We start from the raw sequence: 13,219 nt of genomic DNA, 5'->3' as shown, positions 1-13,219 counted from the left end.
CGACGTATCGCCAACCGCCACCGGGAGGTCGTGACCGTGCAGGAGGACGCCGCACCCTTCTTCATCGGGCCCCACCGCTTCGACGCGGATGACGACCCCACCCGTCCCCTGCTCGACCGCCGCTACGCGCTGCTCCCGGAGCCGGGCGAACGACTGCTCGGGCAGCACCGGCTGCTGGTGGCCGGTCACCTGCTCGGCCCCACCGACGACCTCCGGTCCTGGGCGCTGCCCACCCCGGCGGCGGTCACCGTGACCGACCGGCGGCTGGCGTACGTCTGCACCGGCTCCGAGCTGTCCCTGGTCTCCGGGCGGGACGGCCGGCCGGACGCCCGGCACCGGCGCCCGGTCCGGCTGTCCCGCCTGGTCAGCAGCCAGATCCGGTGGCAGTGGCCGTCCCGGCTGGAGCTGGCCGAGAGCCCCGACGGCACGGGCGAGCTGCGGCTGGTCTGCGACGCGCTGCGCACCATCCGGCAGCCGGCCCTGGCGCTCGCCGGCCCGGTCGACCTGGTCGCCGCGCTGGCCGGGCAGGTACGCCGCTCGGTGGCCGCGTTCCGGCTGGCCCGCCCCGAACTGGTGGACCTCTCCCCGCCGGAGCGGGACACGCTGGCGGTCCGGATGAGCCCGACGCCCGGCCCGACCCGGGGTGCGGTGACCCTGCCGGGTTCGCTGCCGGTCGAGTTCCTGTCCGGGGACGACTACTACCGCCCGGCGGTGGCGGAGCCGCTGGCCTGGCCCCGCCAGGACGTGCCGGCGCGGGACCGCCCCGGTTCCGCCTGCTGACCCCGCGCCCGCCGGCCTGGCCGGCGGGCGCCGTCAACGATCCGGTCAGGAGGTGGGGGTGCGGCGACCCGGGCGGTCCAGCTCGGCGGCCTGCTCCGGGGTGGGCGCGGTGCCGCCCAGGTGGGCCGGCTGCCACCAGGCGTCGTCCGGGCCGGCGGGCTGGTCCGGATATTCGCGCTGGGCCCGGTCGACCAGCGCGGTGAGCCGGGTGCGCAGCTCGGCGGTCAGGGCGTTGCCGTCCGGGTGGGCGGCCGGGTCGATCGGCTCGCCCACCAGGATGGTGATCGGAGTGTGCCGGCGGGTGAGGGTGCGCGGCCGGCCCTTGGTCCACAGCCGCTGGGTGCCCCAGAGCGCGACCGGCAGCAGCGGCACGCCAGCCTCCTGCGCCATCCGGGCCGCGCCGTTCTTGAGGTCCTTGACCATGAAGGAGCGGCTGATCGTCGCCTCGGGGAACACACCGACGACCTCGCCGCGGCGCAGCGCGCCCACCGCCGAGGCGTACGAGCCGGCGCCCGCGGCCCGGTTGACCGGGATGTGTTTCATGCCGCGCATCAGCGGGCCGGAGACCTTGTGCCGGAAGACGGAGTCCTTGGCCATGAACCGGACCAGCCGACCGGAGTCCCGGGCGCCGTACCCGCAGAAGATGAAGTCGAGGTAGCTGACGTGGTTCGAGGCCAGCACCGCCCCGCCGGTGCGCGGCACGTGGTGGCTGCCCTCGACGCGCAGGCGCAGGTCGAGAGCGCGGAACATCGTCTTGGCGGCGAGGATCACGGGCGGGTACACGAGTTCCGACATCCGCCAACTTTACCCCGGGTAGGTTACGCGACCGTAGGGGCGAAGGTCGCCTCGCTCTGCCGTTGGCAGAGCGGGTCGCGGTGGCCGGGGCACAGCGGCCAGCATGGCCGGATGACCGATCGCGCCGTAGTGCTCTGGATCCACGGCGGCGGGTGGCGGGCCCGCTCCGACGAGGACGGGGCCGCGCTCGCCCCGCTCGGGCTGCGGGTGGTGCCCGCGACCTACCGCTTCTCGGCCGAGGCCCGCTGGCCGGCCCAGCTCGACGACGTCCGCGCCGCCGCGCGGGCCGCCCGCGCCACGGCGGGCGGGCTGCCGCTGCTGGTCGGCGGCGACTCGGCCGGCGCCATGCTGGCCCTGCACCTGGGCCTGCGCGGGGTGGACCGGCCCGGCGACGTCCGGGGCGTCCTCGCCTACTGGGCGCCGGTCGACCCGCTGGACGCGGAGTGGCGGCGGCTGCGCCGGCACGACGACCCGTGGGCCGACCTGCTCGGCCACCCACCCGCCGAGGGCGACCCCGCGACCGTCGACGCCACCGTGGCCAGCCACCTGGGTTCCGGCGTGCCGGTGCTGCTGGTGCAGGGCCGCGACGACGCCGCGGTGCCGGCCGCCCAGTCGGTCGGGCTGGCCGGCCGGCTGCTCGCCGCCGGCCACCCTACGCACCTCTGGCTCACCCACGGCGGGCACGCGCTGGACCTGGCCCGTCCGGACATCCGGGCGGTCACCGCCACGTTCCTGGACAACGTCCTCCCGCCGGCCTGAGCCGACTACGGTGCAGGGCATGCCCGACCTCACCGCGATCGTCATCCACTGCCGCGACCCCTACCTGCTCGCCCCGTTCTGGAGCACGGTGACCGGGCTGCCCGTGGTCGAGGAGGACCGGGCGAAGCTCGCCGACCGGTCGCTGGAGCCGGACGAGTCGGTGCTGCTGCGCGACCCCGCCGCCCGCCGGCCCGACGTCTGGATCAGCCCCGTCGAGGACCTGCCGGGCGCCGGGCGGATGCACCTGGACCTGGTCGGCGACGCGGAGGAGCGGGCCGCCGTGCTGGAGGCGGGCGCGACGGTCGTCCGCGAGCTGCCCCGGTGGACCGTGCTGGCCGATCCCGAGGGCAACGAGTTCTGCCTGCTCCCCCGCAGCGAGGCGCACGGCGACTCGCTGCTGCCCGGGCACTGAGCCGCGACGGCGCGCCGCCGGCCGGGCGGCCGGCGGCGCACAGGTTCCTGGGGGTCAGGAGCCGGCCGGGTGCTCCAATTCCAGCCGGCCCCGGGCGAAGGCGTCCACCCGGCCCCACCGGCCCGGGATGTCCAGCACCTCGATCCGCCCCATGCCGGCCGGCAGCTGCGGGTCCACCGCGAGGTGCCCCTCGTGCGGCTCCAGCCCCAGCATGGTCCGGATCAGCAGCAGCGGCGCGCCGGTCGACCAGGCCTGCGGGCTGCACGCCGTCGGATACTCCACCGGGAACTTCGTGAGCTCCCGCTGGTAGCCGCCGAACGCCTCCGGCAGCCGCCCGTCGAAGTACCGCGCCGCCTCCAGGATGCCGCTGGCGATGGTCGCGGCCTCCTCGGCGAAGCCGTACCGGCGCAGGCCCCAGGCGACGAACGAGTTGTCGAACGGCCAGATCGTGCCGTTGTGGTAGCCGATCGGGTTGTAGCGCACCTCGCCCTCGGCCAGCGTGCGCACCCCCCAGCCGGAGAAGAGCCGCGGGCCGACCAGGTGCGCGGCGATCTGCGCCGCCCGGTCCTCCTGCACGATGCCGCTCCACAGCAGGTGGCCGATGTTGGAGCTGAGCACGTCGCACTGCCGGCCGTTCGGGTCCAGCCCCAGGGCGTAGAAGCCGCCGTCGGCCACCCACCAGTCCCGGTTGAACCGCTCCTTCAGCTCCGCGGCCTCGCGTTCCAGCTGGTCGGCGTACCCCGGGTCGTCCCAGAACTGGCGGGCCATGCGCGCGGCCCGCGTCTTCGCGTCGTACGCGTACCCCTGCACCTCACAGGTCGCCCGGGGGAACGGCGGCAGCGTGCCGTCGGAGTACGAGAGGGAGTCCCACGAGTCCTTCCAGCACTGGTTCTCCAGGCCGGTGTCGCTGTTGCGCCGCTCGTACCAGATGTAGCCGTTGCCGACCAGGTCGGCGTAGTCGTCGATCCACTTCAGCGCGGCCCGGCACTCCCGTTCCAGCTCCTTGACCAGCGCGACGTCGCCGCTCCACTTCTCGTACTCGTCGAGCAGCACGATGAACAGCGGCGTCGCGTCCACCGAGCCGTAGTACGGCGAGTGCGGCTGCTCCTCGAAGGCGGCGGTCTCGCCGTACCGCATCTCGTGCAGGATCCGGCCCGGGTCCTCGTCGCGGAAGTCGTCGAAGCGGGTGCCCTGCAACGCCGCCAGGATGCGCAGCGTGGTCTTCGACATCTCCGGCGCGAACGGCAGCACCTGGAGGCAGGTGAGGATGCTGTCCCGGCCGAACATGGTCATGAACCAGGGCAGGCCGGCGGCCGGCAGCGCCTGCCCGCCGAGCGAGAGCGGCGAGAACCGCAGCGCGGCCAGGTCGATGAGGCTGCGCCGGTACGTCGCGGCCACCCGTTCGTGCTCGCTGTTCACCTTCGGCGCCTTGGCGATCCACTGTTCGAGGTCGTGCTGGAGGGCCAGCCGCTCGGTGCCGTGCGCCCGCAACCCCATCCGCAGGTCCCGGCCGCCCGGCCCGACGGCGTGGGTCTGCACGTCGATGGAGGCTTCCCACTGCTCGTTCGGTTCGAGATGGAGGGTCCAGGCGAACCCGTTGCGGTCGTACCGGGCCGGCCGGGAGGCGGAGATGACGGTCTCCCGCCGGAAGTTGCCGCGCCGGTAGCCGAGCCGGAGCTTGTCCGCCTCCGCCTCGGCGTACGTCTCGCCCTTCTTGTTCAGGATCTCGTCCTTGACCTGGAACAGGTCGGCGAAGTCGGCGCCCGCGTCCATCCGGATCTCCAGGTCCACGGCCTTCTCGTCGTGGTTGAGGATGGTCAGCGACTCCCGGAAACTGCCGCCCACCGCCCGCTCCCGGATGATCGACAGCTTGGCGTCGCTGTAGTGCGTGGCCATCCCGGGCACCAGGAAGAACCGGGCCTCGTAGTACTGGAGGTCGTCGTAGGAGAGCGCGTTGAGCCGCTCGCCGTTGACGGTCAGCACCCACTTCGACAGGAACCTCATGTCGAGGGAGAAGAGGCCGGTCGGCTCGCTCGGCGTGGCCTCGATGTCGCCGGTGTCCTCGGAGACCACGAACGTGTTGCCGTCCAGGATCCGGATGGTGTTGCTCGCGGCCATCAGGCAGCCCTCCTCTGGAACGCGTGGTGCGGCCCCCGTGACTCCGGCGGACCGGGGAAGATCCGTTCGACCTGCAACACCAGGCGCAGGTCGCCGGCGACCGTCATGTCCCCGCGCAGCAGCGCCGCGATGGTGTTCTCCTCGCCGGTGACCAGCTCCTCGAAGAGCCGCGGCTCGGTCCCGACCACGGTGTCGGCCTCCTGGTCCTCCTGGCGGACCCGCAGGTGACCCCGGTCGATCTCCAGCAGCCAGTGCGTGGTCCGCGCTCCCTCGTGCAGGTCGAACCGGAGGGTTCCGGCGGCCTTGACCAGCAGCGGCTCGAACCCTTGCCGGTCCAGGCCCTCGAAGAATCTGGTGGTGACATCCATCGGGCGACTCCTCCCGCGATCCGCGGCCTCCTACGTCGGAAGAACGGGTCCCCCCCGGGTACGGGGTCAACCTCGCCCGGTTCGGGTGAGTCACCCGCCAGGGGCCCGGACGCGCGAACGCCGGCCCCCGAACCGGGGGCCGGCGTCACCGCGGCGGACGAGTCAGTTGTTCGGGTCGTCGGCGCTGACGTCCGCGAGCACCGACTGGGGTTCCCGCTCCACGGCCAGGTCACCCATCGACACCAGGCCGATCAGCCGGCCGTCCTCCGTCACCGGCAACCGGCGGACCCCGTAGGTGCGCATCAGGTCGGCGGCGGCCACCGCGTCGTCGTACTGGCTGACCGTCACCACGTCCTTGCTGGTGATCTGGTCGAGCTTCGTCGTGTTCGGGTCCAGGCTCTCGGCCACGCCCCGCACCGTGATGTCCCGGTCCGTGACGATGCCGACCACGTTGTCGCCATCGGTCACCACCACGTCGCCGATGGCGCTGTCACGCATCTCCTGCGCCGCGGCGGTGAGGGTGTCGCTGCCGGCCATCGTCACCAACCGGGTCGTCATGAACTCTCCGACCGTTGTCATGGTGCTCCCCTCTCGGTGTCGGCACCGCGGTCTACCCGGCGGCGCGGGCGAGGTAACCGGGGGGCCGGCACGGGTCAGCCGCGCGGGGGCATCCCGTAGAGCCGCTCGACGTGCAGCCGAAGCACCAGCCGGCGTTCGGCCACCATGGCCCGCCGGAAGTCGTCCCAGTCCGGGTGTTCGCCCTGCACCGCCCGGTAGAGCCCGACCAGTTCCTCGACGGTCGGGTCGTCCGGTCGCTCCGCCACCGGGGTCAGCTCGGCCCGGGCCTCCACCACCGCGTACGCCCAGCCGTCCTCGCTGCTCACGTGGAAGCTGGCCCGGGGGTCGCGGCGCAGGTTCGCGGTCTTCGCCCGGCCGTCGGTCACCGAGATCCGGATCAGCCCGGCGTCCCGGTCGAAGGAGTGGACCACGGTGGACAGTTGGGGCCGGCCGTCGCGCTTCAGGGTGGCGAGCACGCCGAGCCGTCGGCTCGCCACGAGATCGGCCAGGGCGGGCCCGGTCCGCTCGTCCGCCATCAGCGTCCTTCCGCGGCGACGAGTTCGGCGAGCTGCACGGCGTTGAGCGCCGCGCCCTTGCGCAGGTTGTCGTTGGCGCAGAACAGGGCGAGGCCGTGCTCGACGGTCTCGTCGGCCCGGATCCGCCCGACGTACGTGGGGTCCTGGCCGGCCGCCTCCAGCGGGGTCGGCACGTCGGAGAGCGCCACGCCCGGCGCGCCGTCGAGCAGCTCGCGGGCGCGGGCCGGGGTGATCGGGCGGGCGAAGCGCGCGTTGATCTGGAGGGAGTGCCCGGTGAAGACCGGCACCCGGACGCACGTGCCGGAGACCTTGAGCCCGGGAATCTCCAGGATCTTCCGGCTCTCGTTGCGCAGCTTCTGCTCCTCGTCGGTCTCGTCGGAGCCGTCGTCGACGATCGAGCCGGCGAGCGGGAGGACGTTGAAGGCGATCGGGCGGGCGAACGAGCGCGGCGCGGGGAACTCCACGGCCGACCCGTCGAAGGCGAGCCCGGCGGCGTGCTCGGCGACCTTGCGGACCTGCTCGTCCAGCTCGGCCACGCCGGCCAGGCCGGCACCGGACACCGCCTGGTAGGTGGCGACCACCAGGCTGACCAGCTCGGCCTCCTGGTGCAGCGGGCGCAGCACCGGCATGGCGGCCATGGTGGTGCAGTTCGGGTTGGCCACGATGCCCTTGGGCCGGTCGGCGACGGCGTGCGGGTTGACCTCGGCGACCACGAGCGGCACCTCGGGGTCCATCCGGTACGCCGAGGAGTTGTCGATGACGACCGCGCCGGCATCGGCGACCCGGGGTGCGAGCTCCCGGGCCGTGCCCTTGCCCGCCGAGAACAGCACGATGTCCAGCCCGCGGTAGTCCGCGGTGGCCGCGTCCTCGACGGTGACCTCGCCGTCGCGCCAGGGCAGCGTGCGCCCGGCCGACCGGGCCGAGGCGAACAACCGCAGCTGCTCCGCCGGGAAGTCGCGCTCCGCCAGCACCTGCCGCATCACGCCACCGACCTGGCCGGTGGCCCCCACAATGCCGATCCTCATGCCCGCGAGGCTACCCAGCCGGGCGGGGCCGGCGGGAAGCCTTTCCCAGCGCGCGGGCCGCCGGCCGCCGACCGGGCCCTTCGCCGATCGAGGCGTCGACCTGCAACGACACCGGCCGGCGACGGGCCGTCGGTGGAGAATCGCCCGCCATCCGGGGCTCGGACCGCAGCATCCGCGTCCCCGGGCGGCGCGCGGCGACCGCGGGACGCGACGGGAATCACATCCCGCGCCCCGGCGCGGCGGCGTCCGGGTCGAACACCGCCACGCGCCGAGCCGGTCAGGACCGGTGGTCGACCACGTCGCCGAGGCCGGCGGCCACCAGCTCGTCCCGGATCACCGCGGAGTCGCCCTCGACGACCAGGGTGAGCGCCTCCGGGTGCAGGTGGGCGGCGGCCGCCGCGGAGACCTCCTCGACGGTGGCGGCGAGCAGCGCCTCGCGCAGCTGGGCGTGGTAGTCGTCCGGCAGGTCGTGCACCACCAGCGTGGTCAGCGCCGAGGCGATGGCCCGGGGGCTCTGCAGCTCGACGGAGAGCTGGCCGGCCCGCCAGGAGCGCGCCACCGCCAGCTCGTCCTCGGTCACCCCGGTCAACTGGGTACGCGACACCTCGCCCACCGCCTCGACCAGGGCGGGCGCCGTCACCGCCGTCTGCACCCCGGAGCTGATGGCGAACCGGCCGAACCGGCGGGACGAGGCGAAGTCGCCCCGGATCCCGTACGTGTAGCCGCGCACCTCGCGGATCAGGTGGTTGAGCCGGGAGGTGAAGGCCCCACCGAGCACCGTGCCGGCCAGCGTCATCGGCACGTGGTCCGGGTGGGCGCGGTGCGGCGACGGGTGCCCGAGGCGGAGCGTGGACTGCACCGAGCCGGGACGGTCGACCAGGATGATCCGCCGCCGGTCGGACAGCGGCACCTCGATCGGGCCGCCCTTGTCGGCCGCCGCGCCGCCGGCCCCGGTGAACACCGTCGCGGCGAGCGCGTCGAGGTCGATCCGGTCCAGGTCACCGGCGACGATCAGCGTGCCCGGGCGGATGAACCACTCGGAGTGGAAGACGGTCACGTCGTCCACATCCAGGGCCGCCACGCTCTCCGGGTCGCCGTACATCGGGCGGCCCCAGCGGTTGTCCGCGCCGAACAGGTCGGCGCGCAGCACGGCGTCGGCCCGCGGACCCGGGTTCGCCCAGTCCATCCGCAGGGCGGTCGCCTCGTCGTCGCGGACCCGCCGCACGTCGGCCGGGTCGAGCTTCGGCGTGCGCACCGCCTCGGCGAGCAGTTCCACGGCCGCGCTCAGCCGGTCCACCGGCACCTGCACGCTGGCCTGGAACGAGTCCCAGTCCAGGCCGGTCACCAGCTCCGTGCCGAGCGCCTCGATGGCCAGGGCGTACGCGGTGGCGTCCCGCTGCGCGGTCCCCTCCTCCAGCGCCTTGGCCAGCACCCCGCCGAGCCCCTCCTTGCCGACCGGCTCCCGGCCGGCGCCGCCGTCGAGCAGCAGCAGCGCGACGGCGAGGTTCTGCCCGGGGAGGTGCGCGGCGACGACCTGCCCGCCGGCGGCGGACCGGCGGACGACCTGCGGGAACCGGTACGGGCGGGCGGCGCCCGGCCCGGGACGGGTGGCGATCAGCGTCATGAGGTCTCCTCGGGCAGGTAGGTGAGGGTCGCCCGGTCGGCCGCGCCGAGCAGCTCGGTGGCCTGCTCGGCGACCTGCTCCGCGGTGACGGCGAGCCAGGCGGGCAGCCGCTCACCGATCTTCGCCGGGTCGCCGAACTGGGTGGCGTACCGGCCGAGGACGTCGGCTCGACCATCCACCGTGGACATGTGCCGCCACCACTGGGTGCTCAGCAGCGCCTTGGCCCGGTCCAGCTCGGCCGTCGTCACCGGCACGGTGGCCAGCTCGTCGACCACCTCGGTCAGCCCCTCGCGCAGCCGGTCCCCGGACACCCCCGGGCGGGCCGTGGCGGTGGCGATGAGCGGTGCCGGGCCGTGCGCCAGGTCCACGCCGTACGCCCCGACCAGGTCCGGCTGGGCGATCCGTTCCCCGTCGGCGAGGCGCTGGTAGAGACGGCTGCCCCGGCCGGTGCCCAGCACGGTGGCGAGCACGGTCGTCACGTCGTACCCCGGGGTGCCGTAGGGGTGGGTGCGGTGCGCGACGTAGACCCGGGGAGCGGGCACGTCGGCGGTGACCGTCTCCACCGCGGGCCGGCCGGTGGCCGGGACGGCGCGCCCGTCCGGGGCCGCCGGGATGTCCTCGCGCGGCGGCAGCCCGCCGAAGTACTTGTCGGCCAGCGCGAACACCTCGGCGGCGGTGGTGTCGCCGACCACGGTGAGCACGGCGTTGTTCGGCGCGTAGAAGGTGCGGTGGAACGCCTGGAAGGTGGCCAGGTCGGCGGCGTTCAGGTCGGCCATCGAGCCGATCGTGGCGTGGTGGTAGGGATGCCCGGGCGGATAGAGCAGCGGCAACAGCCGCAGCCAGGCGTCGCCGTACGGCACGTTCTCGTAGCGCTGTCGGCGCTCGTTCTTCACCACCTCCCGCTGGTTGTCCAGCGTCTCCTGGGTCAGCGCCGGGACCAGCCCGCCCATCCGGTCGGCCTCCAGCCAGAGCGCCAGCTCCAGGTGCTCGGCCGGGACCGTCTCGAAGTAGTTGGTCCGGTCCGGGTTGGTGGTGGCGTTGAGCGAGCCGCCGGAACCCTGGATGAACCTCATGTGCTCGGTCTTCGCCACGTTGACCGAGCCCTCGAACATCAGGTGCTCGAAGAGGTGGGCAAAGCCGGTCTGGCCGGCCGGTTCGTGGCGGGAACCCACGTCGTACCAGATGTTCACGGCGACGGCGGGGGCGGTGCGGTCCTCGCTCACCACCACGCGCAGGCCGTTGTCCAGTCGGGTCGTCTCGATCGGCCAGGGGTAACCGCTGTCGGGCATGGCACGACGCTATCCGATCTCGCGGGTGGAAAGGTGACGTGCGGGGAGCATCGTCGCCGCGCGCCGGGGTACTCGCCCGGCATGTCCACCCCCGCATCGTCCGCGGTCGAACGCGCCGCCCTCCTGCTCGCCCGGCTCCGGCGCGCCCGGCTGCTGCATCCCGCCGGCCGCACCTTCTCCGCCGAGGTCCTGATCTGGGGTACGCCGGGCCCGCCGACCGGCGTGCCGCTGCTGGACCTGCCCGGCCGGTGGCCGGCGACGGTCCGCCTGTCGAAGGGCGTGCCCACCCCGGGGAGCTGGCCGGACGTGCTGGGCGTGGGAATCCGGCTGCACCGCGACCCGGAGCCGCCGGTGGACCTGCTGGCCAGTTCCAGCGCCGCCGCACCGGTGCTGCGCCACCTGCCGCTGCCCCGGCGCGGCTTCACCGGGACGTACACCTCGATCATGTCCTACCGGGCGGGCCGGCGGCGGCTGTACCTGGCCGTGCTGGCCGACCCCGACTCGCCGGAGCTGGGCCGCGGCCTGGCCGAACTTCCGGCGGGGGCCGGCGACGAGGGGCCCCGGCTGGTGCTGGCGGTGGCTTCGGCGGTCGGGCCGTGGCGGCCGTTCGGCGAGGTGCGCCTCGGCGGCCGGCGCGACGCCCGGGAGGACGCCGCGCTGGCGTTCGATCCGGTCGGCAACGTGCCGCCGGGCCTGCGCCTGGCCGGTCCACTCGCGTGGTTGCGGGAGACCACCTACCCGGGTTCCCAGCGGGGTCGGGGGGTCCCGGTCAGTCGGGCGGCTCGGCGGCGGGGGTGACGGTCTCGTCGGAGGTCCGGTGCTCCAGGACAGTGTCCGGCGCGACGTTCCGGTCCTCCTCCCGGATGTCCGATTCGGCGAGGATGGCGTCGGCCTGCGCCTCGGGATCCTCGCTGCCGACCGCCGCCTCCTCGGGCAGCAGGTGGGCGCGGGACTCGATCCGGTCCTGGTCGCTCTGGTCGTGGCTCATGCCGTCCTCATACCCCCGCCGGGGCGTGGCGTACCCGACGAGCGGGTGGGACCCGCCCCTGACGTCGGGTACGCTGACGGGCGTGACGCGGTCGTATCGATGGTTTAGGCAGCCGGCTGGAGGAGCCGGTGACTCGACCATGAGCTGACGTCACTTCCTCTTCGAGCCGGCCGGGCAGGGATGATTCCCTGCCCTTTCGCTTTTCGAGCAGCCGGCTCGATCCCGGGCGCCGGCCCCGGGCACGGTCGGCGGAAGGAACCCCACCGTGACGACCCCGGACGCCCATCGGGTCATCGACCAGCGGATCGACCGCGTCGTGCCCCTGACCACCCCGGCCCTGCTGCACCACCACCTGCCCCTCGAGGGCTCCCTCGCCGAGGCCGTGGTGGCGGGCCGGCGTGCCGTCGGCCAGGTGCTGGACCGCGCCGACGACCGGCTGCTGGTCGTGGTCGGCCCCTGCTCGGTGCACGACCCCGCCGCCGCCCTGGAGTACGCGGGCCGGCTGCGCCAGGTCGCCGACCGGCTCGCCGACGACCTGCTCGTGGTGATGCGGGTCTACTTCGAGAAGCCCCGCTCGACCGTGGGCTGGAAGGGCCTCATCAACGACCCGGGCCTGGACGGGTCGGGCGATGTGAACACCGGCCTGCGCACCGCCCGGGCGCTCCTGCTCGACGTGCTGCGGCTGGGCCTGCCGGTGGGCTGCGAGTTCCTCGACCCGATCACCCCGCAGTACATCGCCGACACGGTGGCCTGGGGCGCGATCGGCGCCCGGACCGTGGAGAGCCAGGTGCACCGGCAGCTCGCCTCCGGCCTGTCCATGCCGATCGGCATGAAGAACCGCCCCGACGGCAGCATCGCCACCGCGGTGGACGCGATCCGGGCGGCCGGCGTGCCGCACGTCTTCCCCGGCATCGACGTCTCCGGCACCCCGGCGATCATGCACACCCGGGGCAACGCCGACGGGCACCTCGTGCTGCGGGGCGGCGGTGGCCGGCCCAACTACGACGCCGAGTCGGTGGCGGGGGCGCTGGACCTGCTGCGCGCGGCCGGGCTGCCCGAGCGGGTGGTGATCGACGCGAGCCACGCCAACAGCGGCAAGGACCACCGCAACCAGCCGGTGGTCGCCGCCGACGTGGCCGCCCAGCTCGCCGCCGGCCAGCGCGGCATCGTCGGCATCATGCTGGAGAGCTTCCTCCAGCCCGGCCGCCAGGACCTCGACCCCACCCGCGAACTGGAGTACGGCAAGTCGGTCACCGACGCCTGCATGGGCTGGGACGCCACGGCGGAGGTCCTCGACCACCTCGCCCAGGCGGTCCGCGCCCGGCGGGCCACCCTCCCCACCCCCGCCTGAGCGGCCGGTGGGACGTTTGACCGATTCGGGCCCGGGTAGCTGGTCGGCGTGACCGACGACGCGCCCGTGACCGAGCAGCCGGACACCCGACAGCTCGACGAACTGCTCGACGACATCTTCCGTGGCCAGGAGCGGATCAGCCAGGCGGACATCTACCGCCGGGCGGTGGCCGCCGAACTCCCCGCCGACCTGCTGTCCCGGATCGACGCGCTGCCCCAGGGCGAGTACGCGGTCGACGAGGCGGCCGACCTGCTCGGCGGGACGGTGGCCTGAGCCATCCGGCGGACGCGGCCCGAGGACGGAGAGGACAGCGCAATGACCGACCGCAACGAGGAACACGAGCACCCCCCGGCGCTCGGCCAGCCGCCCGAGGGCACCGACACGCTGCCGGATCCCGACTTCGCCGGCGAGCACGACCAGAGCGCCGTCTCCGACGACGTCATCACCGGCGAGGACCGTGACGAGCGGGAGCCGGAGGCGTCGCGCGGTTGGGCCGGCGAGGACCACGGCACCACCCCCACCTGAGACCCGGACGACGGAGAAGGGGCCGGCGCACTGGTCGTGCTCGCCGGCGAAGTCGGGATCCGGCAGCGTGTCGGTGCCCTCGGGCGGCTGG

At 74.2% G+C, this 13,219-nt stretch carries 16 protein-coding genes; 7 read left to right on the top strand and 9 right to left on the bottom strand.

Annotation, left to right across the window (positions count from 1 at the left end):
• Positions 1-36 precede the first annotated feature (36 nt).
• On the top strand, positions 37-780 hold the full coding sequence (locus ABZS80_RS27170; RefSeq protein WP_355060309.1) for a hypothetical protein: 744 nt from the start codon (positions 37-39) through the stop codon (positions 778-780).
• A 45-nt stretch (positions 781-825) separates the two neighbouring features.
• Here ABZS80_RS27170 and ABZS80_RS27165 read toward each other — a convergent pair whose 3' ends face one another.
• Entirely contained in the window at positions 826-1,575 is a 750-nt protein-coding gene (locus ABZS80_RS27165; protein ID WP_355060180.1) for a lysophospholipid acyltransferase family protein, read from the bottom strand.
• Positions 1,576-1,686: 111 nt separating this feature from the next.
• On the opposite strand from ABZS80_RS27165, the gene ABZS80_RS27160 reads away from it, so the two are divergent.
• Positions 1,687-2,334, top strand: a complete 648-nt coding sequence (locus ABZS80_RS27160) for an alpha/beta hydrolase (protein ID WP_151461096.1) — start codon at positions 1,687-1,689, stop codon at positions 2,332-2,334.
• A 19-nt stretch (positions 2,335-2,353) separates the two neighbouring features.
• Complete coding sequence (locus tag ABZS80_RS27155) at positions 2,354-2,746, top strand: VOC family protein (RefSeq protein WP_355060178.1); 393 nt, start codon at positions 2,354-2,356, stop codon at positions 2,744-2,746.
• Positions 2,747-2,800: 54 nt separating this feature from the next.
• Here ABZS80_RS27155 and ABZS80_RS27150 read toward each other — a convergent pair whose 3' ends face one another.
• The 7 genes from ABZS80_RS27150 to ABZS80_RS27120 form a co-directional block, all read right to left on the bottom strand.
• A complete protein-coding gene (locus ABZS80_RS27150; RefSeq protein WP_355060176.1) occupies positions 2,801-4,864 on the bottom strand; it encodes a glycogen debranching N-terminal domain-containing protein in 2,064 nt (687 codons plus the stop codon).
• Positions 4,864-5,232 carry an SCP2 sterol-binding domain-containing protein gene (locus tag ABZS80_RS27145; RefSeq protein WP_355060174.1) on the bottom strand — a complete coding sequence of 123 codons (369 nt, stop codon included), beginning with the start codon at positions 5,230-5,232 and terminating at the stop codon, positions 4,864-4,866. The genes ABZS80_RS27150 and ABZS80_RS27145 overlap by 1 nt, the downstream gene beginning before the upstream one ends.
• 162 nt (positions 5,233-5,394) lie before the next feature.
• Complete coding sequence (locus ABZS80_RS27140) at positions 5,395-5,811, bottom strand: CBS domain-containing protein (protein WP_355060172.1); 417 nt, start codon at positions 5,809-5,811, stop codon at positions 5,395-5,397.
• A 74-nt stretch (positions 5,812-5,885) separates the two neighbouring features.
• Entirely contained in the window at positions 5,886-6,326 is a 441-nt protein-coding gene (locus ABZS80_RS27135; protein WP_355060170.1) for a PPOX class F420-dependent oxidoreductase, read from the bottom strand.
• A complete protein-coding gene (locus ABZS80_RS27130) occupies positions 6,326-7,351 on the bottom strand; it encodes an aspartate-semialdehyde dehydrogenase (RefSeq protein WP_355060168.1) in 1,026 nt (341 codons plus the stop codon). The genes ABZS80_RS27135 and ABZS80_RS27130 overlap by 1 nt, the downstream gene beginning before the upstream one ends.
• Before the next feature lie 277 nt (positions 7,352-7,628).
• Positions 7,629-8,975, bottom strand: coding sequence for a pitrilysin family protein (locus ABZS80_RS27125; RefSeq protein WP_355060166.1), 1,347 nt, complete (start codon positions 8,973-8,975; stop codon positions 7,629-7,631).
• Positions 8,972-10,264: a pitrilysin family protein gene (locus tag ABZS80_RS27120; protein WP_355060164.1), complete on the bottom strand. Its 1,293-nt coding sequence runs from the start codon at positions 10,262-10,264 to the stop codon at positions 8,972-8,974. The genes ABZS80_RS27125 and ABZS80_RS27120 overlap by 4 nt, the downstream gene beginning before the upstream one ends.
• An 81-nt stretch (positions 10,265-10,345) precedes the next feature.
• On the opposite strand from ABZS80_RS27120, the gene ABZS80_RS27115 reads away from it, so the two are divergent.
• Positions 10,346-11,062 (top strand): phosphodiesterase, encoded by a 717-nt coding sequence (locus tag ABZS80_RS27115; RefSeq protein ID WP_355060162.1) that lies wholly within the window; start codon positions 10,346-10,348, stop codon positions 11,060-11,062.
• On the opposite strand, the gene ABZS80_RS27110 is transcribed toward ABZS80_RS27115, so the two are convergent.
• Positions 11,034-11,252 (bottom strand): hypothetical protein, encoded by a 219-nt coding sequence (locus ABZS80_RS27110; RefSeq protein ID WP_355060160.1) that lies wholly within the window; start codon positions 11,250-11,252, stop codon positions 11,034-11,036. The two genes, ABZS80_RS27115 and ABZS80_RS27110, sit on opposite strands and share 29 nt — an antisense overlap.
• Positions 11,253-11,517: 265 nt before the next feature.
• On the opposite strand from ABZS80_RS27110, the gene ABZS80_RS27105 reads away from it, so the two are divergent.
• Genes ABZS80_RS27105 through ABZS80_RS27095 form a run of 3 tightly spaced genes read left to right on the top strand, consistent with a single transcriptional unit; the run spans position 11,518 to position 13,128 of the window.
• Positions 11,518-12,603 carry a 3-deoxy-7-phosphoheptulonate synthase gene (locus ABZS80_RS27105; protein ID WP_355060158.1) on the top strand — a complete coding sequence of 362 codons (1,086 nt, stop codon included), beginning with the start codon at positions 11,518-11,520 and terminating at the stop codon, positions 12,601-12,603.
• A 48-nt stretch (positions 12,604-12,651) separates the two neighbouring features.
• Positions 12,652-12,876, top strand: coding sequence for a hypothetical protein (locus ABZS80_RS27100; RefSeq protein WP_355060157.1), 225 nt, complete (start codon positions 12,652-12,654; stop codon positions 12,874-12,876).
• Between the two features lie 42 nt (positions 12,877-12,918).
• Positions 12,919-13,128: a hypothetical protein gene (locus tag ABZS80_RS27095; RefSeq protein WP_355060155.1), complete on the top strand. Its 210-nt coding sequence runs from the start codon at positions 12,919-12,921 to the stop codon at positions 13,126-13,128.
• Positions 13,129-13,219 lie beyond the last annotated feature (91 nt).

This window comes from Micromonospora sp. NPDC005305 (assembly GCF_040607315.1).
Classification (GTDB): Bacteria; Actinomycetota; Actinomycetes; order Mycobacteriales; family Micromonosporaceae; genus Micromonospora.
This window is presented reverse-complemented; position numbering and strand designations above follow the sequence as displayed.

What these genes read in the sequence shown, in the direction of transcription:
- ABZS80_RS27125 (WP_355060166.1), bottom strand. Translation starts at nt 8,975, where the DNA reads ATGACGCTGATCGCCACCCGTCCCGGGCCGGGCGCCGCCCGCCCGTAC.
- ABZS80_RS27135 (WP_355060170.1), bottom strand. Translation starts at nt 6,326, where the DNA reads ATGGCGGACGAGCGGACCGGGCCCGCCCTGGCCGATCTCGTGGCGAGC.
- ABZS80_RS27130 (WP_355060168.1), bottom strand. Translation starts at nt 7,351, where the DNA reads ATGAGGATCGGCATTGTGGGGGCCACCGGCCAGGTCGGTGGCGTGATG.
- ABZS80_RS27150 (WP_355060176.1), bottom strand. Translation starts at nt 4,864, where the DNA reads ATGGCCGCGAGCAACACCATCCGGATCCTGGACGGCAACACGTTCGTG.
- ABZS80_RS27095 (WP_355060155.1), top strand. Translation starts at nt 12,919, where the DNA reads ATGACCGACCGCAACGAGGAACACGAGCACCCCCCGGCGCTCGGCCAG.
- ABZS80_RS27120 (WP_355060164.1), bottom strand. Translation starts at nt 10,264, where the DNA reads ATGCCCGACAGCGGTTACCCCTGGCCGATCGAGACGACCCGACTGGAC.
- ABZS80_RS27165 (WP_355060180.1), bottom strand. Translation starts at nt 1,575, where the DNA reads ATGTCGGAACTCGTGTACCCGCCCGTGATCCTCGCCGCCAAGACGATG.
- ABZS80_RS27115 (WP_355060162.1), top strand. Translation starts at nt 10,346, where the DNA reads ATGTCCACCCCCGCATCGTCCGCGGTCGAACGCGCCGCCCTCCTGCTC.
- ABZS80_RS27110 (WP_355060160.1), bottom strand. Translation starts at nt 11,252, where the DNA reads ATGAGCCACGACCAGAGCGACCAGGACCGGATCGAGTCCCGCGCCCAC.
- ABZS80_RS27160 (WP_151461096.1), top strand. Translation starts at nt 1,687, where the DNA reads ATGACCGATCGCGCCGTAGTGCTCTGGATCCACGGCGGCGGGTGGCGG.
- ABZS80_RS27145 (WP_355060174.1), bottom strand. Translation starts at nt 5,232, where the DNA reads ATGGATGTCACCACCAGATTCTTCGAGGGCCTGGACCGGCAAGGGTTC.
- ABZS80_RS27140 (WP_355060172.1), bottom strand. Translation starts at nt 5,811, where the DNA reads ATGACAACGGTCGGAGAGTTCATGACGACCCGGTTGGTGACGATGGCC.
- ABZS80_RS27155 (WP_355060178.1), top strand. Translation starts at nt 2,354, where the DNA reads ATGCCCGACCTCACCGCGATCGTCATCCACTGCCGCGACCCCTACCTG.